The sequence below is a fragment of the Lacinutrix algicola genome (assembly GCF_001418085.1).
GTDB classification, from domain to species: Bacteria; Bacteroidota; Bacteroidia; order Flavobacteriales; family Flavobacteriaceae; genus Lacinutrix; species Lacinutrix algicola.
In genome coordinates, this window is sequence record NZ_LIQH01000020.1 from 92,063 (window position 1) to 113,403 (window position 21,341).

The window sequence follows — 21,341 nt, forward strand, 5'->3', positions numbered from 1 at the left end:
ATCCATTTTTAAATTTATATATGAAATATTTTATTTTAGTATTTGTAGTCATACTCTCTGTTAGTTGTAATAGAAAAAAATCCGAATCAACTAATAAATCAATTTACTACACAGATACAATAAATAGTGTTTATTTAAAAGAGCTTAGGCTTCATAATATTTATTTACCAAAAAACTTTGATAAAAATAAAAACTATAAAATTGTTTTTGCCACTGATGGAAGCAAAATCTATGAAAATAGTTTTCGAAAGAAAATGTTAGATTCTTTAATTGATAATAATATTATTCCCCCGATTTTATATGTTGAAAGTTTTTATAATAAAAAAATAGCAGATAGCACTTCCATGACAACTGGAGATGGTGAAAAAGTAAAATTAAATTATAGAAATTTTGAGTACGTAGAGGATCAATATAACGAGGGTGCTGATATTAAACTTAAAGATAGGTTTAATAATCATATGTTATATTTTGAAGAAGAATTTATTCCAATCGTTGAGAAAGAACTTGGTCTAAAAAATAATGAAAATTCAAGAATTTTTTATGGCTTCTCTAATGGTGCTGGTTTTGGCGTCAGTTTGTTAAATAGACACCCAAATTTAATTGGAACTTATATTTGTTTTTCGACTATGGGATTTAATTCTTCTGATGAAAAATGGAATAAAAATGTTGAATACCCAAATCTATATTTAAAGTATGGAGAAGAAGAGTCTTTTTTAGATTATATCCATGAAAATATTAAAGAAAATTATAAAGTTTCAAGCTCATTTGTAGATATAGAAGTTTATGATGGTGGTCATGATGGAAAAATATGGGAAAAGAAATTTAGAGAAACTTTGATTCAGGTCTTAAAAAACTAAAATGTCCGGAATATACATACACATACCATTTTGCAAGCAAGCTTGCCATTACTGTGACTTTCATTTTTCTACTTCAATGAAAAAGAAAGATGAGCTAATAGATGCATTAATTCATGAAATTGAATTAAGAAAAAGCGAGTTTAATAACACAACTGTAGAAACCATTTATTTTGGAGGAGGAACACCGTCGTTGTTAACTTCAGAAGAAATAAAAAGAATAATAGATTCGGTTTACAAAAATTATAAAGTTTCAGATGAACCCGAAATTACGCTGGAAGCCAATCCGGACGATTTAAACAACGAACGAATAATCGAATTATCTAAGAGTCTTGTCAATCGATTATCAATAGGTATTCAATCCTTTCATGAAAAAGATTTAAAACTCATGAATCGTGCGCATAATACAAAAGAAGCCATACAATGTTTAGAAGAAGCGACTAAGCATTTTAATAACATCTCACTCGATTTAATTTATGGTATTCCAAATACTACAAATAAAGAGTGGGAAGAAAATATAGACATTGCTTTAGGTTTTGGTGTAAATCATATTTCAAGTTACGCACTTACTGTCGAGCCAAAAACAGCATTGGCTTCTTTTATAGAAAAAGGTGTGATAGAAAATGTAGACGATGCTTTGGCACAAGAACAATTTCATATTTTAGTAGATAAATTAGGAACTCAAAATTTTGTGCATTACGAATTATCTAATTTTGGTAAGCCTGGTTTTTTTAGTAGAAATAATTCGGCATACTGGCAAGGTAAAAAGTATATTGGTATTGGGCCTTCGGCGCATTCTTTTAATGGAAAAGAACGAGGATGGAACGTAAGAAATAATACAAAATACATAAAAGCCATTCAAAATAATGAGTTGCCAATTGAAACTGAAATACTTACAAAAACCGATCAATATAACGAGTATATTATGACGGGTTTAAGAACTGTTTGGGGTGTTTCAATTAAAAAAATTAAAACAGATTTTGGCATTACTTTTGAAACCTATATGTTGCAACAAGCACAGAAGCATATTGCTGAAGATTTGTTGTATATTGAGGATAATAAACTAAAAGTGACTAAAAAAGGCAAATTTTTAAGCGATGGAATTGCAAGTGACTTATTTAAAATAAATGTAGATTGATAACAACAATACAAATAAAATCGAAAAAAATAAAAATAGATTTATCTAAACCGTTGGATATTTCTATGCCATTACGAGCTACTGCAAAAAATGCAAATGCATGGTATATAGATGGCCCAAAAATTGAACCAGTAAAAATAGACGAATGGGTTGCTAGTGTAAAAGAAGGAGCAGATATTAATTTTAATAATATCTCTTTTAATCCGCATGCACACGGCACACATACAGAAAGTGTTGGGCATATAACAGAGAAACCACATAGTATTAATAAATGTTTAAAACGTTTTATGTTTACAGCAGAGGTTATTACACTAGCTCCCGAAGTAATTGGTGAGGATAAAGTAATATCCAAAGCTCAAATTCAATATTTATTAAAAAGAAAACTGCCAGAAGCGCTTGTAATACGTACAATGCCAAACACAAAAGATAAAAAATCTAGGCAATATTCGCATACCAATTGGCCATATCTTACAGAAGAAGCGGCTCATTACATTAGAGAAAAAGGTGTTTTACATTTGTTAATAGATTTACCAAGTGTAGATAAAGAAAAAGATGAAGGACAGTTGTTAGCACACAAAGCCTTTTGGGATTTTAATGGAAAAATAAGAAAAGAAGCTACAATTACAGAGTTTATTTATGTGCCTAATAAAGTTGAAGACGGGAGTTATATGCTAAATCTTCAAATAGCACCTTTCGAGAACGATGCCACACCAAGTAAACCTGTTTTATACAAGATAGAGTAATGGAAATATTTTTTGCAATCATATTTGGCGTATTGTCAGCTTTGGGTGTTTCAACTTATGTAAAACATATTCAGGGTAAAAAACTAGCACAAACACAATCTGTTGTTCTTTTAGATAAGATTAAAAAAGTGTGTAAAATTATTAGTGTAGAAGGCGATTTTGCAGAGATCTATCATTACGAAGATGTCAAAGAGCGGTTCTTAAAACTAGTATCAAGTAGAAAGAAAGCACTAGTAATTATAGATGCTAAAGCCCATGTAGGCTTCGATTTATCTAAAATAGTTATGGATGCTAATCCAGAAGCAAAAATGGTAACGTTAAAACATTTTCCGCAAGCGGAAATACTTTCTATAGAAACTAATTTAAAGTATTACGATAAGCAAGATGGTATGTTTAATAAGTTTCAAGCTAGTGACTTAACAGATTTACACAACGAAGCTAAACTTCATATTAGAGATAAAGTACCACAAAGTGGTTTGTTTCAAATAGCGCAAAAGGAAGCTTTAGATTCTATATTAATTATTGAAGGTTTAGTGCAAACTATAGGATGGAAGTTGGATTATTCGGCATTAGAAATTAAAAACGAAGTTACTCCAGAATTAAAAAAATAGTAGGTAGAAAGACAGTGAATGTGTTACTCGTCGTCAATATTTGTATTTTATCGATTTTTATCATATAAGAGTATGATAATCTTATAGTTAGTTGTTATTGATATAGCTTTACTACTAATTATAAGCACTATATCAAATGAACAAATTTTTACTTTACATTAACGAGGTTTTAGAAAGTTTAGATATTCTTACAACTACAAATGTTAAGAACATTAAATCATCTGCAAAAAGATATTCAAAAGACAATTATTTAGAAGAGAAATAAGTTTTTTTCTTGTAAATTTATTACATGAATATTGAACAAGTCCGAGAGTATTGTCTTGGTAAGCCTTATACAGAAGAAACTTTTCCATTCGACCAAAACACGCTCGTGTTTAAAGTGGCTGGTAAAATGTTTGCATTAATTCCATTAGATAAATGGGAACAAGGTTTGGCTTCTTTAAACTTAAAAGCAAACCCAGATTATTCTCAAGAACTAAGAGTAGAATACGAAAGCATCGAGCCAGGTTGGCACATGAACAAAAAGCACTGGAATTCTATTTACATTTATAAAGGCGAATTACAACCTAAATTTATTATGGAATTAATAGATCATTCTTATAATATGGTAATAAAAGGGATGACAAAAAAAATGCGTGAACAACTTGGTTAAAACAACCCATCTAAGCTTTATTGCTTTTTACCGACACAAAACCTATAGTCTAAAGAATAAAAAATATTTAAGGAGCATATACTATTAATTTTGAATTATAATTAATTAATAACCTCCTCAAATATGAAACTTTTTAATAATAGTATTCTTTCTAAAATATTTAGAGTTAATAGAGATTGTTTTGTAATAAAGATTAACAATAAAAAACAAGTAAAGGAGAGCTTTAAATCAAAAGATTGTAAAAATTTAGATAATTGCTTAAAGCAATTAGAGTTCATATCTTGTTTAGAAATGACGTTAGATAATAAAAAGGAAGATAATTATTCTTTAAACTTTCTTTTAGAGTTAAGTAAAATCAAGCATCATGCAGAGTTAAATACTTTACGATCTATAAATTACTGTAAAGGTTAAAATAGTTCATTTCCATTCGTCGACACTTAAAGGTTATTGGCCGACACTTAAATAATTCTAAACGAAATTTAAATTTTAATTTTTTTAATAAACGTAGTTTTGGAGATATTTAAAACAATACCCTCACAATGACTAAAAACCTTAAAATTCTTCTAATTGAAGATGACATGATTGAAATAATGAAATTGAATAGAACAATTTCTACCTTAAAATTAGACCATAAAATTATAGAAGCTAATAATGGTGAAGATGCTTTAGGTATTTTAGAACAAAAAGATAATTTACCTGATATTATTTTATTAGATTTAAACATGCCAAAAATAAATGGTATTGAGTTTTTAAATATTTTAAAAAAGGATGATGTATTAAAATACATACCAACAATAATCTTAACGACTTCAAATAATCAAAAAGATTTGTTAGAATGTTACAAAACAGGAGTTGCTGGTTATGTTTTAAAACCCTTAAAATATGAGGATTATGTTAGTAAAATTGAAAAATTATTAGCATATTGGAGTATAAACGAATTAATAGTAGTGTAATAAATGAAAGGAATAGTTTTTACGGAGTTTTTAGAGTTAGTAGAGGATAAGTTTGGTCTAGAAATGGTAGACAACATTATAACAAATTCTAAATTAGAATCTGAAGGTATTTATACAGCAGTAGGAACTTATAGCTTTTCAGAAATGCTTCAATTATTACAGCATTTAAGTGAGAATACAGGAATATCAATAGATAATTTATTATTGGTTTATGCGGAGCACTTTTTTAGTGTTATAGAAAAAAGTTATCCTGGTCTTTTGGCAACATATAAAGATCCAATTGAAATGATTTCGTCTATAGAAAACCATATTCATGTTGAGGTAAGAAAAATATATCCAGACGCCGAATTACCAACTTTTGAAGTCGTCGAAAAAACAGAAAATTCATTAGTAATGATATATACATCAAGTAGAGCAATGCATCATTTTGGTCTAGGATTAATGAATAAAACTTTTGAGCATTTTAATTCAACTGCAAAAATTGAATTAGAAAAAATTAAAGAAGACGGAACTGAAGTTAGATTCATTATTCACAAAAACTAATGGGTCAAGAACAACTTGAAATATTACAACGTGCTTTAAAAAGAGAAAAAGCGGCAAGAAAAGCTGCTGAAAAAATTCTTGAAGAAAAATCAAGAGATCTTTACTCAACTTCCCAAAAACTAGAAGAACTTCTAAATCAAAAATCTTCACAACTTCAAGGTGTATTCGAAAACATTGTAGATGCATATGTTGTTATGGATTTACAAGGAAATTTTATAAAATTTAATGAAGCAGCAACCAAATTATTTGGTTACGATATAAGTAGGGATAAGGTAAACGTTGTAAATCTTATTTATAATGACGACTACCAATACGCAATGTCTTCTTTTCTAGAATTACAAACCAAAGGCTATTTTAAAAATTACGAAGCTAGAGTCTACACTAAATCTAAAGAAGTTAAATGGGTGCATATAAATGCTAGTGTAATTTTCGATAAAAACAGAAAACCTATTGCAGCTCAAGGTATTGTTAGGGATATATCTCACCAAAAAGCATCTGAAGAAAAATTAATAGAGTCTGAAAATAGATTAGCATCACTTGTTGTAAATCTAGATAGTGGTATTGTTTTAGAAGATGAAAACAGAAATATAGTACTTACCAATAATAAGTTTTGTGAGCTTTTTGGAATAAATGCAAGCCCTGAAGATTTAGTAGGCATGGATTGTAAAGCAGCTTCAGAACAAAACAAAGTTTTATTTAAAAATCCTGATGCTTTTATAGAAAGAATGCGAGCTATAGATACTGATAAAAAAATAGTACTTGGTGACGAATTAGAGATGTTGAATGGTAAAATTTTAGAACGTAACTATACACCAATAGTAATTGGAGAAAAGTCTAAAGGATATTTATGGACCTTTACTGATGTTACCTTAAAACGTACCTACAGAAAAAGTTTAGAAGCACAAAAGCAAAAATATTACAATATTATAGCGAATATGAACCTAGGGATGGTGGAGTTGAATAATAACGACGAAATCCTAATGGTAAATCAAAGCTTTGAGAAAATGTCTGGTTATACAGAAGCAGAAGTTATAGGCAAAAATGCAAGGACGCTTTTTGCTGCTGAAGATGCAGATATATTAAAAAAAGAACGCGAAAAACGAAAAGAAGGTATATCAAACTCTTATGAGTTTAAAGCCATTTGTAAAAAAGGAAAAACAAGACATTGGTTAGTTAGTGGCGCACCAAATTACAATATAGATGGAGAAGTTATTGGGTCTATAGGAATACATTTAGATGTTACTGATACTAAAAGCTTAGAACTTCAAAAAGAGAAACTTTTAGAAAAGTTAGAAAAAAGTAACGACGAACTTCAAGAATATGCACACATTGTATCGCACGATTTAAAATCGCCTTTACGTAGTATTAATGCTTTGGTTAGCTGGTTAAAAGAAGATAATCAAGGGAGTTTAGATGCTACAAGTCTTCAAAATTTTGCACTTATCGAGTCTACTTTAGAAAAGATGGAGCAGTTAATAACAGATGTTTTAAATTATTCTAGTGTTGGTGCAGATAATTCTGTAAAAGTAGATGTAGATTTAAATAGTATGGTTAACGAGTTGGTTAGTATGTTATATATACCCGATCATATTGAAATAAAAAGTCTTAATATATTACCAAATATAAAAGGAGATAGAACGAAGCTGCAGCAAGTATTTCAGAATTTAATTAGTAACTCTGTTAAGTTTATAGATAAAGAGTGTGGTAGCATAATTATTGATGTAGAAGATTTTAAAAGTCACTACAAATTTTCAATAAAAGATAATGGAATTGGTATTGAAAAGAAATATCACAACAAAATATTTAAGATATTTCATTCCTTAAAGAAAAGTAAAGACTCTTCGGGAATAGGATTATCTATTGTTAAAAAAATCATCAATTTACATGAAGGTGAAATATGGTTGGATAGTGAGCCAAATGTTGGTACCACCTTTTATTTCACATTAAAAAAATAAAAATGAAAACAGTACAGTTAGTTAAACATAAAAATAAAGATTGGGAATATGTTATAGAAAAACAAAATCTAAAAGAACCTTTAGTATTGGTTTTTGGTAACAGATATATGTTAGAAGACGATGCTGTTTATACAGATATTAAACAATTGTTTCCAGATGGACATATTGTTTTTGCATCTTCGTGTGCCGAAATATCATCAGACACAGTAAACCAAGATAGTATTACTATAACAGCTATCGAGTTTGAAAAAAGCAAGTTTGTAATTAAAACAAGTAATGTTTTAAATGCAGATTTAGATAGTTATAAAACAGGAAAAGAACTTATTGAGCAATTGCCACAAGAAGGTTTAAAATACGTATTTGTGGTTTCTGAAGGCAGTTTTATTAATGGTAGTCAACTTACCAAAGGTATGAGCGCTTCAACAAACGACAATTTAGTAATAACAGGAGGTTTGTGTGGTGACGATGCACGTTTTGAAAAGACATTAGCATCTTACAACGAAAACCCAAAAGAAGGAGAATTAGTGGCTATTGGTTTTTATGGAGATAGCTTAGAAATTTCTTTTTCAATACATGGAGGTTGGACTCCTTTTGGGCCAGAGCGTATTGTAACAAAATCTAAAGGCAATATTTTATATGAGTTAGATGGTCAACCTGCTTTAGATTTGTATAAAAAATATTTAGGAGATAAAGCTAAAGATTTACCAGGAGCAGCTTTGTTGTATCCTTTAAATGTAACTTCTACAGATGAAAAACAATCTATTGTTAGGTCTATTTTAAATATAAATGAAGAGGAGAATGCTGTAATATTAGCAGGAGATATTAAAGAAGATTCCAAAGTACAGCTAATGATGACGAATGTGGATAACATTGCAAACGCATCAGAACGCGCAGCAAAACAGGCTTTAGAGTACAGAAAAAATAAACCGGAATTAGCAATATTAGTAAGTTGTATTGGTAGAAAGCTAGTGCTGGATCAGCGCGTTGAAGAAGAAATAGAAGAGGTTATAGAAGTTATAGGTAAGGATGCGGTAACAAGTGGCTTTTATTCTTATGGAGAAATTGCTCCTTTTCATGGAGAAACTAGTTGTCAATTACACAATCAAACCATGACCATAACGCTAATAAGCGAATAATGAATTCATTATTAAAAAGGCAAATTCGTAAATTTTTAAGCGACGAATTTAAAAACAATAAAGACATAGCAGAGTTTATTGATGCTGTAGACTTATCTTATAATAATTTTGATGAGCAATCCGTCATGATTCAAAGAGCAATGGCTATTAGTTCGGATGAATTATATATTGCTAATAGAAAATTACAAAAGGAAGCAGACGAGCAAAAAGAAGTTATTGATAAGCTTAAAAGCGTTATCGATACATTAAAGTTTTATAATTTAAAAGAAGACGAAAAAGCAGACGATGTAGAGTTAACAGGGGCTAATTTGGTAGATTTTATAGATAATCAAACCAAAGAAATAGTTCAGGTTAACAAGCAAAAACAATCGATGTTAAACGAGCTTGCTCATCAAAATCAAGAACTTAGTGATTATGCACACATGGTATCTCACGACTTAAAATCACCATTACGTAGTATAGATGCATTAACAACTTGGTTAGCTCAAGATTATGAAGAAATCTTCGATGATAATGGGAAAAACACACTAAAACTAATAAGAACTAATGTTGAAAAAATGGATACCTTAATTAGTGGTATTCTAGAGTATTCAACCATTGGTAAAAATAGAATAGAAGTTTACGATGTAGATATAAATAATCTTATTGAAGATATATTAAAAAGCATTCAAATTCCAAGTCATATTAGTATAACAAAATCTAATTTACCAATAACCAAAGGAGATAAATATAGGCTACAGCAGTTGTTTCAAAATTTAATTGGTAATGCGGTAAAGTATAATGATAAAGCTGAAGGAACTATAGATATTGGTTTTGAAGATCAAGGTGATTATTGGCAGTTTTATATAAAAGATAACGGAAAAGGTATTGAAGAAATTTACTTTGATAAAATATTTAAAACTTTCGAAAAACTAGAAAACAACCCAGAGTCTTCGGGGATAGGTTTGTCTATAGTAAAGAAAATTGTAGAATTATATGGTGGTAAAATATGGCTAGAATCTCAAGTTAATATTGGTACCACTTTTTATTTCACCTTAAAAAAAATCCCAAATGGAACAACCTAATCAATCTTATATTAATAGTTTATCTGGAGGAGACGAAGCTTTTAAGCAAAAACTTATAGATGTTATTAAAAGCGAGTATCCAGAAGAAAAAGAAGTCTACTTTAATAACTATAATGCCCAAAATTATAAGTTAGCAGCAGATAATGTGCATAAACTTAAGCATAAAATTAGTATTTTAGGGCTCGAAAAAGGTTATGAAGTTGCTGTTGCTTACGAGAATAATTTAATAGATGGTAGTATAGACCAAAAAGAACAATTTGAAGCAATATTAGACAGCATTACTAACTACTTAAAGACTCTTTAAATATTATTTATGAATTGTATTATTATTGATGATGAAGCTACAGCAAGAATGATTATTACTCAATTATGCACGCATGCACCAAGTCTTAATGTTTTAGAGGAGTTTCCTAATGCAATGCAGGCCATAAAATATTTAAATCAAAACAAAGTAGATTTAATTTTCTTAGATATACACATGCCAGATTTTACAGGTTTCGATTTTATTGAAACACTTAAAAATCCACCAAAAATAATACTTACAACATCAGATCCTAACTTTGCAATTCAAGCTTTCGAGTACGATTGTATTGTAGATTATTTAGTAAAGCCAATTACACAAGAACGTTTTTTGAAAGCAATAGATAAAGCTGAAGCGAAGCAAGAAACGGCAATAAAACCAGAGTCTAAATCTCAAAATGTAGAAACTACTTCTGGTAATGATTTATATGTAAATATAGACAGACGTTTAATTAAAATAGATATACCAAGTATTTATTTGGTTGAGGCTAAAGGTGATTATATACAGGTTAAAACGGAGGATAAAAACTATACAGTGCATTCTACACTTAAAAAAATTGAAGAAAAACTACCAGACAGTTTGTTTTTAAAAGTACACAGGTCTTACATTATTAACATCAAAAAAATTATTGATATTGAGGACAACAGTGTTTTAATTAAAAAAGATGTTATTCCGGTAAGTAGATCTAATAGACCAGAATTAATGAAACGTCTAAACCTACTATAATCATGTATTTTGTCGGTTATTCTAGTGCTTTGTCTTAAGTAGTTTTTCAAACAAATTTAAAAAATAACAATCACCTCTTAACATATTACTTTTACAGTGTTATCATTTAAGGGATTGATTGATTACCAATTTAAAAAGACAGAAATTTTAATTTCTGTCTTTTTTTATGCAATAAACTTCCCTGATTATTTCATTTTTATGTGTATTGTTTTGTGTTTAGTATTGTAATAATAGATTAATAGTATTTTAAAAGGTTCAACTTTAGTATTCTACCATTCGTCTACACATAAAACTACACTTGTCGAAAAATATAAAATTAAGGAGTGTTTCAAATTAGTTTTGTCATCAAATTAAACCAACCACGATGAAAAATATAATTTTAATAGCTGTTTTATTTAGTACGTTTTTAATGTCTTGCTCAGTTGAAGAAGAAGCAAACATACCTAATGAATATAATTCACAAAACATAAATGTAACATACACGCAGCTAGATTATGAAATTACAGAGCTTATTAATGCTTATAGAATTTCTCAAGGTCTTAATGCTTTAAATATAGTAAACGAAGTATCTAGAGAGGCTATTAGTCATAGTCAGTATATGGTTAATCAAGGAGAATTAAGTCATGATTATTTTCATTTAAGATCTCAAAATATAATTGATGCTGTAAATGCCGAAAACGTTTCAGAAAATGTAGGCTTTGGCTTTACTAATGCACAATCGTTAGTAAATGCTTGGTTAAATAGTGAAGGGCATAGGCAAAATATTGAAAACCCTAATTTTACAGACTTTGGTATTTCAACACAACAAGACGAAGAAGGTGAAAATTACTTTACTAACATCTTTGTAAAGTTATAAAGTAAAAGTGTTTATCTACAGAGAATTACCATTCGTCTATACTTAAATTACACTAAGCGAAAAACAACATTTACGGCAAGTTATAAAAGTAAATTTGTACTATAATTAAGAAATAAATAAACCATGATAACAAGACTATACATATTAAAAAAACAAACAGTATTACTTTTAGTAGTATTGTTAAGCTTAACAACTCAAGCTCAAAATATACCTTTTAATTGCGATTATAGTGCTTATTTATTTCAACGTAATGATGTGTACGCAATAGACCTAGCTTCTGGAAACTCTTACCTTGCTGCAACAGACATAACACCTGGTAGTATTAATGCAACGGCTTATAATCCTGCAGATGGTTTTATTTGGGGATATTTAAGTTCACCTTCTAAAACTATTGTTAGAATTGGTAAAGATTTTCAAACTACATCTTTTACAATACCAGAATTAACAAATGGTAATAAATATGTTGGTGATATTAGTCCAGATGGGATTTATTACTTTAAATCTGGAGGAACAAGTTATTTCAAAATAGATCTAAATCCAAGTTCTCCTACATACACACAATATTTATCTACAGAGAATTTATCGCAAAACATTAGCATTCATGATTGGGCTTTTAATGCTGTAGATGGTTATTTATATGCTGTAGAAAAGAATACTAATATTTTATATAGAATTAATCCAACTACTAGTGTTGTAACACCTTTAGGTATTATTCCAATTTTATCTGGATTAAGCTACACTTACGGCGCAGTTTATTTTGATGCAGATGGTCGTTTTTATGTATCGGCAAACGAAACAGGAACTGTTTATGCAATACAAAGTGTTCAAGGTTTAGATGGAATAAATGTTATAGAATCTAACTTATTTGCATTTGGACCTTCAAGTTCTAGTAACGATGGTGCGCGTTGTCCTACAGCTCCTGTTGCACAAGAGATTTGCGATAATGGAATTGATGATGATGGAGATGGTTTAATTGATTGTGAAGATCCTTCTTGTTCTGGTTTTGGTAATTGCGAAGTTATTGCTCCTCCAACAACTGCTAATGATGGTGGTCTAGAAAGTAACGGAAGATTATCTGATGCTATTAATAAGCGTAACTATAATCGTGCTAAAAACAGTTATAAGTTTAACCAAAAAACAGCAAAACGTGTAACTAGAGATTCTAGCAAAAATGCTAATAAAACATCATTCACAGGTTTTCAATTACAAGATTTTGTGCCATTAACAACAATTAACGAAGATTACGCTATAGATTCTACACCACAAGATTTATTAAATATTACTAATGCTACCGAAGTATATTCTGTGGATTACATGCAAAACGATGCTTCTATAGCTTCAATATTAGCTTTAAAAACTGAGAATGGAGTATACGAACACACAAAGTATATATGTGATAGATTATTAGGAGCAGAACTAATTTCGGTTTCAACAATAGATATTAACGATCAAGCTTTTATCAAGTCTATTATTAAAAATGCAGATGGTAGTTTTGAATACGTTTTAAGCTTATCTGCCAAAGTAGAAAATAACGATGCTAATTTTGCAATAGAAAGTCATTGGAATTTAGATTTATATGAAGAGAATGTAACTTTTTACAACTTTCAAATCTGGTCAGACTCAATAGACGATTTATATCTTTTAGCGGAGGAAGTATTGAATCTTTTAAATACAGAAAAAACAATTTCAGGTTACCAGTTATCTACACCTCCAACAGTTTTTGTTAGAAAAGGAAAATATAACAATGGTGCTTTAGATCTTCAAATAATAAATACAAATGCAACTGAAGATGTAACTTTCGATTCAGGATTTAGAGTTACAGAAACTAGCGATTTTAATTACACATCGTCTAACATAAACTTAAACGAAAACTACATTACAGATATTCAAGTGCCAACAGGACATTTATTTGATGTCGGTTTTAGAATTGGAGATGGTGTAAACACGCCAGACGATTTATTTATGTCTGATGGACCTTGGGGAGTTGATGATTCTCAAGCTAGCACAACGGTAAGTGATTATGTTATCTCACCAAATACTAACGATTTTGATACTCAGGATTTTCCAATAGAAAGAAATTTAAATATTACAGCAACTACAAGCACTTATTTTGCAGCTTATAGAGCAATTACTCCACGTTTTAAAGCTGTAGACTTAACAGATTTTAGTAGCTTAAAATTAAGAGCAAAAGGAACAGGTAATTTAGAAATTACTTTAGTAAAGCAAAGTATTACTAATTGGGATGAGCAGTACAAAACAACTATTGCATTAACAAACGAGTTACAGAGCTATGCACTTTTATTCTCAGATTTCACATCGCCTTTGGCAGCGTTTGATGCTAGCGATATTGTAACAATTGTATTTACAATGGTAAGCGAAGATGGTACAACTACAACAAAAGAAATGAACTTACAAAATGTGCGTTTCTCTAGAGGAAATACATTATCGGTTAATGATTTTGAAACCAATATAACAACTAATACACTTGCTGCATATCCAAATCCAATGGTAAATGCATCAAACATACAGTTTACATCTAATAAAACAGAAACAGTACAACTAGTAATTTACAACCAATTAGGAGCAATAGTTTACCAAAGAGCAGTAAAAGCAGAGCCTGGAAAAAACCAAATAGCAATAAGTAAACAAAACATAAGTTCAGGATTATACATCTGTAAATTATCTGGAACACAAACACTTTACAATCCCTTGAAGTTACTCGTTAAGTAACAACTAACATTTAGTTTTTTATTATTGATAGCGTAGAAATCTTAGGGTTTAAATAGCACTTTAAATTTGGTTTCTACTAATGGGCAAAAGAGTAATCTTTTGTCCATTTTTTTATTTTAGTTTGAATTATTAATGAATGAAATAATTGTAGATAGATTTTCTAATGAAGATATTGTATTGTTTAGATGTAGCTTAGAAAATGCTCTATTATTTTTTTATGTTTTTTTTAAGATTGATAAAATATGTACTTGAAAAGAACAGCAGAAGACAATTAATATTTTTTTTTAATTAAACCTTTTCTATTTTTCAAAGTCTAAGTAACTAAACGTAGATTTTGCTAAATACCATAATTTCAAAACAAGCTACAAAGCAATTATTTTACATACTATTATTGGTGTGTTTTAGTGTAAGTTGTAACAACATTAAAAAAGAAACAGTAACAACAAACAAAATATTTACTACTATTAACGATAGTATTCCTGTTTATAATTTTGAAGAAATAGAACCTTTATTATATACGGATACTAATAAAACCTACATTGTTAATTTCTGGGCCATGTGGTGCTCACCTTGCGTTAAAGAATTACCATATATCGAAGCCTATGCAGATAAACATCCTGATGTTGAGGTGTTGTTGGTGAGTATGGATTTTCCAAAAGATATTGAAACTAAGCTTAAACCGTTTTTAAAGATAAAAAATATAACTAATAAAGTGGTTATTTTAGATGATCCAGATTCGAATACTTGGATAGATAAAATAGATTCAAACTGGTCTGGAGCAATACCATTTACAATTATTTTTAACAATAATAAACGTGCTTTTTTCGAGCGCTCGTTTGAAAGTGTAGAAGATTTGGAAACAGAAATAAATAAAACAATTAATAATTAAATAGTTTTAAAATGAATAGAATACGTTTAGTATTGGTAATGCTTGCTTTATCTGTAGGAGTATTAATGTCTTGTAAAGATAAGGAGAGTAATAAAAATGAAACTGCTTTAGAGCATGATGGTAGAGGTCATGGACCAGAAGGTGATCATAAACATGGAGACCGAAAAGGACCACCACATGGAGGAGATAGAAAAGGACCACCAAAAGGAGGAAGTCCAGAACAAACAAAAACTTTAGAAGAAATTGGAGGTTATAATATAGGAGATGTAGCTACAGATTTTAGCCTTAAAAATGTTGATGGTTCAATGGTTTCTCTAGCTAGTATTGATAATGCTAAAGGTTATATTGTAACATTTACTTGTAACGAATGTCCTTTTTCAAAATTATATGAAGACCGTTTAATCGAGTTGCATAATACGTATGCACCACAAGGTTATTCGGTAATTACTATAAACCCTAACAGTCCGGAAAACGAAAAAGAAGGTTATGCTGCAATGCAAGCAAGAGCCAAAGAAAAAGAATTTCCGTTTGCTTACTTAGTAGATGAAGGCCAGGAAATTTATCCACAATATGGAGCGGTAAGAACGCCACATGTATTTTTATTAGATAAAGATCGTAAAGTTCAATATATAGGTGCAATAGATGATAATTCTAAATCTCCCGAAGATGTAAAAGTTAAGTATGTTGAAGATGCAATAAAAGCTTTACAAGCAGGTAAAAAGCCAGAGGTTACTTTAACCAAATCAATAGGTTGTCCTGTAAAAGCTAGTAGAGGATAATTAATAGCAGATTATATTTTATTTAAAAAAAACACAAGCGTAAGGCTTGTGTTTTTTTTATGTCTTATTTTAAATGTTATTTATTTTAGTCTCTAAATACGGGCTTTTCAAATAGTAGCCATTTAAATCTTACACCAATCTCATTAAAGGTAAATCCTGCAGCAGTTGCAGAGGCAATATTACTTCGTGTACCAAATAGGTTTGCCATACAACGCTCTGAGAATTTATAACCCAATTTACCTTGTATTCTATAGGTGCTTTGCTGTTCGTCGTCTTCAATGTATTGTAATCCTGTTGCCGCAGTTAACTCATAATACCATTCTTTAGGTTTTGCGATGTTTTCGTCTTTAATAATATTAGCAAATACCTCTACAGCATTAAATGTTTCTGGAGAGAAATAGATTGTTGGTACTTGATTTTTAAACGTAATGTATTGGTAGTTTAAACCAGCTTTAAGCGAAGGTTTTGGTAATATATTATAGTATAAAGATGTAAATAATAAATTTCTAGCATTACTATCGCTTTGACTGGTGTAAAAGTATTGTGTAAACCAACCTAAATTAAAATTAGTGTTTAAACTATAGTTTGCATAAAAGTTATTTTGTACAATTTCACGATCTAATAACTCTGCATTAAAGCTTTGTAATTCACGTTTGTAACCAACGGTTAAGTCTTGTAATTTAAAAGGTTTAATATTAAAAGAGACATCTGTTAATAGTTGTGTGTAATCATTGGTGGTTGCTTTTGCCGATGTTAATCCTGCAGTACCTTTAAAGGTTAAGTTTGGTAATAATTGATAAGATATACCTGCACTAAAGTCATTAGAGGTAGCATCGTTATTAGTAACAGCATTAGTTGTACTTCTGTAATTATAACTTCCTAAAATTTTAAATTTTGTAGAAAAAGGGAACTCAACACTATTGTTAAAAGCAAATGCTTCGTTATCTCCATTATCAAAAGTATACGATGTTTTTCCTTCGTAAGAAGGTGTAAATGTAGTGTTAAGATTTTTTATAAAGTTAGTAGCATCTTTCTGGTTCTTGTAAAATTTTAGTGTGTTTTCGGCAGAAGTATAAGCGTCATCATATTTACCTAATGCTTTTAAGGCATTTGCGTTTCCAAGATTGCCATCAAAAGATGTACTGTCATTAACCAAAATTTTATCGTAATCTTTTACACTCTTTTTAAAATCACTTTTATAAATATTAAGTGTGGCGCGTAAGGCAAGTACCCAATTGTCGTTGGGTTTAGTTTCTATTAATTTAGCTATAAGCGTGTCTGCTGTTTTATATTTTTTATTCCAAATTAAAGCCTGTGCATAACGCTCTGTTGTTTGTTGTGTAAGCGTTGCATCTGTTGTGTCATTTAAACTATTATAAGCTTGCTGGCTTAATTGTAGAGCATCTTTTTCTTTTCCGTTTAAGTGAGATACTAATGCTAAACCATTTAACGACGTAATTTTATTTTCAGGGTTTTCGGCTAAAATAGCATACGTTGCTTTAGCATCTTCTAACCTGTTTGCTATTAAATATAGGTTAGCTAAGTTTAATAAGGTGTCTTTGTCATTATTAAACAATGTAAGATTTTGTTTTAATAAGACTTCTGCTTCATCGTATTGTTGTGCTTGTTGTTTTTGGTAAGCGTATCCTAAATACATATACTTTTTAGAGGTTAATGCGTTTGGATTTCCTGGTAATACCTCCAATGCTTTATCAACATATTTTAAAGCATCTTCATATTCTTTTAAATTGGATAAGGTGTTAGCATAACTTAATAATGCCGGAAAACTTTTAGGGTCTTCATCTATTAAACTTTTAAAATAAGTTTTTGCTTTTGGGAAATTGCTATTCCATAATAACGACTCTCCATAATTTAGTTTCACTTCAAAATCTGTTGGATAATCTGCTAATAGATTAGTGAAAAGAGTGTTTGCTTGTTCTGGTTTTCCGTTTAATCCAATGGCACGACCATAACATAGTCTAGCAGTTTTGTTATCTGGATGTTCTTTTAGTACGGTTTTAAAAAACGTTTCAGCTTGAGCATATTTACCGGTTTCTAGATAGGTAAAGCCTTCTTGCATGTCTTGAGAATAGCCAAAAATAGCAGTTAATAATAATGTAAGTAGAAGTATAGATTTGAGTTTCATGTTCTGGTTTTAAATCATTTGCAAGTTAAGCATTCATATTCAATCATTCGTCTACACCAATGGTTCACTCATCGAAATTCAAAAGTCTTTGAGAGGTTTACGTCGCATCTTTGTATCAGAAATCAAACACAAACAATTTAAAAATAACAATTATGGCATTAACAATTTCACAACAAGACAATACAATTACTTTAGAAGGTAAATTAAACGCAACAACGGTAAGAAACTTTAAAATGCATTTTGGATTAATTCAAAATCCTTTTAGAAACTTAACAATAGACTTTGATAAGGTTACTGAAATGGATGAATCTGCATTATTCACATTAAAAGAAATGTATAAAAATGAAGCGTTAAAAAGCAATCCGTTTTTTGTTACAGGATTTAGAAGCGAAGAAATCTACGAAGATTATCAGTTCTCTAATATAGCCTAATAAATAATATCAAACACACTCAATAAGATGCAAGCTCTATCTCTTTCAATACCAAAAAAAATATCTCAAGAACAATTGTTTATGCTAAGCGTATTGGCAGTAAATGGAGGGAACTATTTGTATAATCTTATTTTAGGTCGTGTGTTAGGTCCAGCACAATTTGCAGATGCAGCTGTATTAATTACCTTTTTATTAGTCTTGTCTTTTGTAGCGATGACATTTCAATTAGTAACTGCAAAATTCTCGGTAGTTTTTGAAAATGAGACATTCAAGAATTTTATCTCAAAAATTTATAAAAACGCAACAATTGTAGGCTTAGGGTTAGGAACGTTAATTATTGTGTTTGCAAATCAATTGCAAGCGGTTTTTAATACGTCGTCTTCTAGTATGTTTACCATTTTTGGAATTGGAGTGCCTTTATACTTTCTAATGAGTGTAAACAGAGGTGTGTTTCAGGGTAAGAAAGAATTCAAGTCTTTATCAATTACCTATCAAGCCGAAATGTTAAGCAGATTGATAATCACGTTAGCATTAATCTTCTTGTTTGATATACAATCTTCGGTTGTGATTGCTATCGGAATTTTAATCTCTTTTGGATTTGGTTTAGTGCCTTTCAAATTTAAAAACTTAAACTTTAAAAAATCAATTGCTATTGAAGCTAGTCAATCTAAACAGGTTAAAAGCTTTTTTATAATTACAGCGTTTTATGAGCTGACACAGATTATAATTAACAATAGTGATATCTTATTAGTAAAACATTACTTTGACGCTTACGATGCGGGATTATATGCATCATTAGCCTTAATAGGTCGTATTGTATACTTCGTAGCTTGGATGTTTGTTATGTTATTATTGCCAACCGTAGTTCAGCTTAAAAAAGAAGGTAAACCAACAACACCAATTTTATTTAAATATGTTGGTTATATCGCAGCAATTGCAATAGCAATAGTTATTGGTTGCGCTTTGTTTCCAGAAACAGCAATTACCTTATTATTTGGAGATAGTTATTTAGAAATGGCGCCTTTATTATGGAAGTACGCATTAGCAACAGGTTTGTTTGCCATATCAAACATCTTTGCATACTACTATTTATCGTTAGATAAATTTATTCCTGTAGTAATTTCAGGAACCTTCGGAATGCTTCAAATGGTATTAGTTATCTTTTTTCATGACAGTTTAGAGCAGGTAGTACACATGCAGATTATAGCAATGGTGTTATTGTTAGTAATGCAATTGTCGTTCTTTATTTTTAATATGAAGAATGATAAATAAGAACTAAATGTAATTATATTTTATTAGTCTAAATATATAAAAAGACTGTAGTTGTATACTGCAGTCTTTTTTGTTTTAGTATCCAAACACAACCATCGATAAAAAGTAAAACGACACTTACTTTCCATTCGTCGATAGCAAAATGCAAACCACCGATACTCGACTGTTTTACTGTGTTTTATGTTGCAAATTTGTAGTGTAATTAGGAAATAACATATTAAAATATATAAAATGAAACTAGCAATCGTAACAGCATATCCACCAAGTAAAGTAACCTTAAATGAGTATGCTTACCATTTAGTAAAGCACTTTAGACAAAAAGATAATGTGACTGAAATTGTTTTATTAACGGATAAAACAGAAGGAGCTAAGGACATTGCTTTTACAGAAGATGGTTGTAAGATTACAGTTAAAGAGTGTTGGGCTTTTAATAGCTACACAAACATTTTAAATGTAACAAAAGCGATTAATAAGACTAAGCCAGATGCGGTGTTATTCAACTTACAATTCATGAAGTTTGGAGATAAAAAAATAGCAGCAGCTTTAGGGTTAATGTTACCGTTGGTTTGTAAGCTGAAAAAGATTCCTAATATCGTGTTATTGCATAACATATTAGAAGAAGTAGATTTAGGATCTGCAGGATTTACAAGTAGCAAAATCATGCAAAAAGTATATGGTTTTATAGGAACAAGTTTGACAAGGTTGATTTTACAAGCAGATACGGTTGCGGTAACCATGCAAAAATATGTTGACATTTTAGAGAAAAAATATAATGCCAAAAATGTGACTTTAATTCCGCACGGAACTTTTGAAATTTCTGAAGAAACACCAGAATACGATTTACCACAAGGTCCTTTACAAGTTATGACTTTTGGTAAATTTGGAACCTACAAAAAAGTAGAAGGGATGATTGAAGCGGTGGAGAAAGTAAGAGCCACTACAGGATTAGATTTGGAAGTTGTTATTGCAGGAACAGACAACCCAAATGTTCCTGGATATTTAGCAGATGTACGCGCAAAATATATGCATGTATCGCAAGTCCGTTTTACAGGTTATGTAGAAGAATATGAAGTGCCAACCTTATTTAAAGAAAGTGCCGTAGTTGTATTTCCATACACATCAACAACGGGAAGTTCAGGTGTTTTACACCAAGCAGGAAGTTATGGTAAAGCTGTAGTGATGCCAGATTTAGGTGACCTTGCATTATTAGTAAAAGATGAAGGTTATAAAGGTGAATTTTTTGAGCCTACATCTGTAGAAAGTTTAGCAACTGCAATTGAAGAAATAGTTACAAATGAAGCACATAGAGTAGCATTAGGTAAAGCAAATTACGAAGCTGCAACAGCATATCCAATGGAGAAAATTGCAGATATGTATTTAAATAAATTTGATGCTATAATTTCAAAAAAATCTCCAAGTAAAACAGCTATAAAAATAAAAGAAAAAGCAATGGTTTTAGAGCCAACAACATTAGATTAATATAAGTAAACGATACCTTTTTTGTCCCAAGCAAATAATATATCAAGTGTCATTTTATTGACATTATTATCGAACAATCTCAA

General features: G+C 30.0%; 22 protein-coding genes. 21 read left to right on the forward strand and 1 reads right to left on the reverse strand.

The annotated features are described in order from the left end of the window. The first annotated feature begins 20 nt into the window (after window positions 1-20). The 18 genes from ASC41_RS01175 (at window position 21) to ASC41_RS01255 (ending at window position 15,930) form a co-directional block, all read left to right on the forward strand. Window positions 21-857: an alpha/beta hydrolase gene (locus ASC41_RS01175; RefSeq protein ID WP_055434810.1), complete on the forward strand. Its 837-nt coding sequence runs from the start codon at window positions 21-23 to the stop codon at window positions 855-857. A gap of 1 nt (window position 858) precedes the next feature. Continuing rightward, window positions 859-1,992 carry a radical SAM family heme chaperone HemW gene (hemW, locus tag ASC41_RS01180; RefSeq protein WP_055434811.1) on the forward strand — a complete coding sequence of 378 codons (1,134 nt, stop codon included), beginning with the start codon at window positions 859-861 and terminating at the stop codon, window positions 1,990-1,992. Next, window positions 1,989-2,735, forward strand: a complete 747-nt coding sequence (locus ASC41_RS01185) for a cyclase family protein (protein ID WP_055434812.1) — start codon at window positions 1,989-1,991, stop codon at window positions 2,733-2,735. Before hemW ends, ASC41_RS01185 begins: the two co-directional genes overlap by 4 nt. Further along, window positions 2,735-3,346 carry a DUF4230 domain-containing protein gene (locus ASC41_RS01190; protein ID WP_055434813.1) on the forward strand — a complete coding sequence of 204 codons (612 nt, stop codon included), beginning with the start codon at window positions 2,735-2,737 and terminating at the stop codon, window positions 3,344-3,346. The genes ASC41_RS01185 and ASC41_RS01190 overlap by 1 nt, the downstream gene beginning before the upstream one ends. A 136-nt stretch (window positions 3,347-3,482) precedes the next feature. Beyond that, entirely contained in the window at window positions 3,483-3,611 is a 129-nt protein-coding gene (locus tag ASC41_RS17230) for a hypothetical protein (RefSeq protein WP_262494948.1), read from the forward strand. Between the two features lie 24 nt (window positions 3,612-3,635). Beyond that, the gene (locus tag ASC41_RS01195) at window positions 3,636-3,998 is read left to right on the forward strand and encodes an MmcQ/YjbR family DNA-binding protein (RefSeq protein WP_055434814.1); all 363 of its coding nucleotides are present in this window, start codon (window positions 3,636-3,638) and stop codon (window positions 3,996-3,998) included. Window positions 3,999-4,121: 123 nt separating this feature from the next. Further along, a complete protein-coding gene (locus tag ASC41_RS01200) occupies window positions 4,122-4,409 on the forward strand; it encodes a hypothetical protein (protein ID WP_055434815.1) in 288 nt (95 codons plus the stop codon). A 128-nt stretch (window positions 4,410-4,537) separates the two neighbouring features. Next, the gene (locus ASC41_RS01205; RefSeq protein ID WP_055434816.1) at window positions 4,538-4,951 is read left to right on the forward strand and encodes a response regulator; all 414 of its coding nucleotides are present in this window, start codon (window positions 4,538-4,540) and stop codon (window positions 4,949-4,951) included. Window positions 4,952-4,954: 3 nt separating this feature from the next. Next, a complete protein-coding gene (locus ASC41_RS01210) occupies window positions 4,955-5,494 on the forward strand; it encodes a heme NO-binding domain-containing protein (RefSeq protein WP_055434817.1) in 540 nt (179 codons plus the stop codon). Beyond that, window positions 5,494-7,449 carry a PAS domain S-box protein gene (locus tag ASC41_RS01215; protein ID WP_055434818.1) on the forward strand — a complete coding sequence of 652 codons (1,956 nt, stop codon included), beginning with the start codon at window positions 5,494-5,496 and terminating at the stop codon, window positions 7,447-7,449. Before ASC41_RS01210 ends, ASC41_RS01215 begins: the two co-directional genes overlap by 1 nt. 2 nt (window positions 7,450-7,451) lie before the next feature. After that, window positions 7,452-8,585, forward strand: a complete 1,134-nt coding sequence (locus ASC41_RS01220) for an FIST signal transduction protein (protein ID WP_055434819.1) — start codon at window positions 7,452-7,454, stop codon at window positions 8,583-8,585. Next, window positions 8,585-9,649: a sensor histidine kinase gene (locus ASC41_RS01225; protein ID WP_055434820.1), complete on the forward strand. Its 1,065-nt coding sequence runs from the start codon at window positions 8,585-8,587 to the stop codon at window positions 9,647-9,649. The genes ASC41_RS01220 and ASC41_RS01225 overlap by 1 nt, the downstream gene beginning before the upstream one ends. Further along, complete coding sequence (locus ASC41_RS01230) at window positions 9,636-9,953, forward strand: Hpt domain-containing protein (RefSeq protein WP_055434821.1); 318 nt, start codon at window positions 9,636-9,638, stop codon at window positions 9,951-9,953. The genes ASC41_RS01225 and ASC41_RS01230 overlap by 14 nt, the downstream gene beginning before the upstream one ends. Window positions 9,954-9,962: 9 nt before the next feature. Beyond that, on the forward strand, window positions 9,963-10,676 hold the full coding sequence (locus ASC41_RS01235) for a LytR/AlgR family response regulator transcription factor (protein ID WP_055434822.1): 714 nt from the start codon (window positions 9,963-9,965) through the stop codon (window positions 10,674-10,676). 364 nt (window positions 10,677-11,040) lie between these two features. Then, the gene (locus ASC41_RS01240; RefSeq protein ID WP_055434823.1) at window positions 11,041-11,532 is read left to right on the forward strand and encodes a CAP domain-containing protein; all 492 of its coding nucleotides are present in this window, start codon (window positions 11,041-11,043) and stop codon (window positions 11,530-11,532) included. A gap of 123 nt (window positions 11,533-11,655) precedes the next feature. Beyond that, window positions 11,656-14,262, forward strand: a complete 2,607-nt coding sequence (locus ASC41_RS01245; protein WP_055434824.1) for a DUF6923 family protein — start codon at window positions 11,656-11,658, stop codon at window positions 14,260-14,262. 334 nt (window positions 14,263-14,596) lie between these two features. Next, window positions 14,597-15,151: a TlpA family protein disulfide reductase gene (locus ASC41_RS01250; RefSeq protein WP_083477109.1), complete on the forward strand. Its 555-nt coding sequence runs from the start codon at window positions 14,597-14,599 to the stop codon at window positions 15,149-15,151. A gap of 11 nt (window positions 15,152-15,162) precedes the next feature. Next, entirely contained in the window at window positions 15,163-15,930 is a 768-nt protein-coding gene (locus ASC41_RS01255; RefSeq protein ID WP_055434825.1) for a thioredoxin family protein, read from the forward strand. An 85-nt stretch (window positions 15,931-16,015) separates the two neighbouring features. Here ASC41_RS01255 and ASC41_RS01260 read toward each other — a convergent pair whose 3' ends face one another. Then, on the reverse strand, window positions 16,016-18,076 hold the full coding sequence (locus tag ASC41_RS01260) for a tetratricopeptide repeat protein (protein WP_055434826.1): 2,061 nt from the start codon (window positions 18,074-18,076) through the stop codon (window positions 16,016-16,018). A 152-nt stretch (window positions 18,077-18,228) separates the two neighbouring features. Here ASC41_RS01260 and ASC41_RS01265 point away from each other — a divergent pair, with 152 nt between their 5' ends. The 3 genes from ASC41_RS01265 (at window position 18,229) to ASC41_RS01275 (ending at window position 21,258) form a co-directional block, all read left to right on the forward strand. Next, the gene (locus ASC41_RS01265) at window positions 18,229-18,507 is read left to right on the forward strand and encodes an STAS domain-containing protein (protein ID WP_152971395.1); all 279 of its coding nucleotides are present in this window, start codon (window positions 18,229-18,231) and stop codon (window positions 18,505-18,507) included. A 27-nt stretch (window positions 18,508-18,534) separates the two neighbouring features. Further along, entirely contained in the window at window positions 18,535-19,779 is a 1,245-nt protein-coding gene (locus tag ASC41_RS01270; protein ID WP_055434828.1) for an oligosaccharide flippase family protein, read from the forward strand. Between the two features lie 231 nt (window positions 19,780-20,010). Beyond that, window positions 20,011-21,258, forward strand: coding sequence for a glycosyltransferase (locus ASC41_RS01275; protein WP_055434829.1), 1,248 nt, complete (start codon window positions 20,011-20,013; stop codon window positions 21,256-21,258). The last annotated feature ends 83 nt before the right edge of the window (window positions 21,259-21,341 follow it).

Coding starts and splice junctions, on each gene's coding strand:
- ASC41_RS01255 (WP_055434825.1), top strand. CDS start 15,163: ATGAATAGAATACGTTTAGTATTGGTAATGCTTGCTTTATCTGTAGGA.
- ASC41_RS01175 (WP_055434810.1), top strand. CDS start 21: ATGAAATATTTTATTTTAGTATTTGTAGTCATACTCTCTGTTAGTTGT.
- ASC41_RS01230 (WP_055434821.1), top strand. CDS start 9,636: ATGGAACAACCTAATCAATCTTATATTAATAGTTTATCTGGAGGAGAC.
- hemW (WP_055434811.1), top strand. CDS start 859: ATGTCCGGAATATACATACACATACCATTTTGCAAGCAAGCTTGCCAT.
- ASC41_RS01205 (WP_055434816.1), top strand. CDS start 4,538: ATGACTAAAAACCTTAAAATTCTTCTAATTGAAGATGACATGATTGAA.
- ASC41_RS01215 (WP_055434818.1), top strand. CDS start 5,494: ATGGGTCAAGAACAACTTGAAATATTACAACGTGCTTTAAAAAGAGAA.
- ASC41_RS17230 (WP_262494948.1), top strand. CDS start 3,483: ATGAACAAATTTTTACTTTACATTAACGAGGTTTTAGAAAGTTTAGAT.
- ASC41_RS01270 (WP_055434828.1), top strand. CDS start 18,535: ATGCAAGCTCTATCTCTTTCAATACCAAAAAAAATATCTCAAGAACAA.
- ASC41_RS01245 (WP_055434824.1), top strand. CDS start 11,656: ATGATAACAAGACTATACATATTAAAAAAACAAACAGTATTACTTTTA.
- ASC41_RS01240 (WP_055434823.1), top strand. CDS start 11,041: ATGAAAAATATAATTTTAATAGCTGTTTTATTTAGTACGTTTTTAATG.
- ASC41_RS01275 (WP_055434829.1), top strand. CDS start 20,011: ATGAAACTAGCAATCGTAACAGCATATCCACCAAGTAAAGTAACCTTA.
- ASC41_RS01265 (WP_152971395.1), top strand. CDS start 18,229: ATGGCATTAACAATTTCACAACAAGACAATACAATTACTTTAGAAGGT.
- ASC41_RS01220 (WP_055434819.1), top strand. CDS start 7,452: ATGAAAACAGTACAGTTAGTTAAACATAAAAATAAAGATTGGGAATAT.
- ASC41_RS01260 (WP_055434826.1), bottom strand. CDS start 18,076: ATGAAACTCAAATCTATACTTCTACTTACATTATTATTAACTGCTATT.
- ASC41_RS01190 (WP_055434813.1), top strand. CDS start 2,735: ATGGAAATATTTTTTGCAATCATATTTGGCGTATTGTCAGCTTTGGGT.
- ASC41_RS01225 (WP_055434820.1), top strand. CDS start 8,585: ATGAATTCATTATTAAAAAGGCAAATTCGTAAATTTTTAAGCGACGAA.
- ASC41_RS01210 (WP_055434817.1), top strand. CDS start 4,955: ATGAAAGGAATAGTTTTTACGGAGTTTTTAGAGTTAGTAGAGGATAAG.
- ASC41_RS01195 (WP_055434814.1), top strand. CDS start 3,636: ATGAATATTGAACAAGTCCGAGAGTATTGTCTTGGTAAGCCTTATACA.
- ASC41_RS01235 (WP_055434822.1), top strand. CDS start 9,963: ATGAATTGTATTATTATTGATGATGAAGCTACAGCAAGAATGATTATT.
- ASC41_RS01200 (WP_055434815.1), top strand. CDS start 4,122: ATGAAACTTTTTAATAATAGTATTCTTTCTAAAATATTTAGAGTTAAT.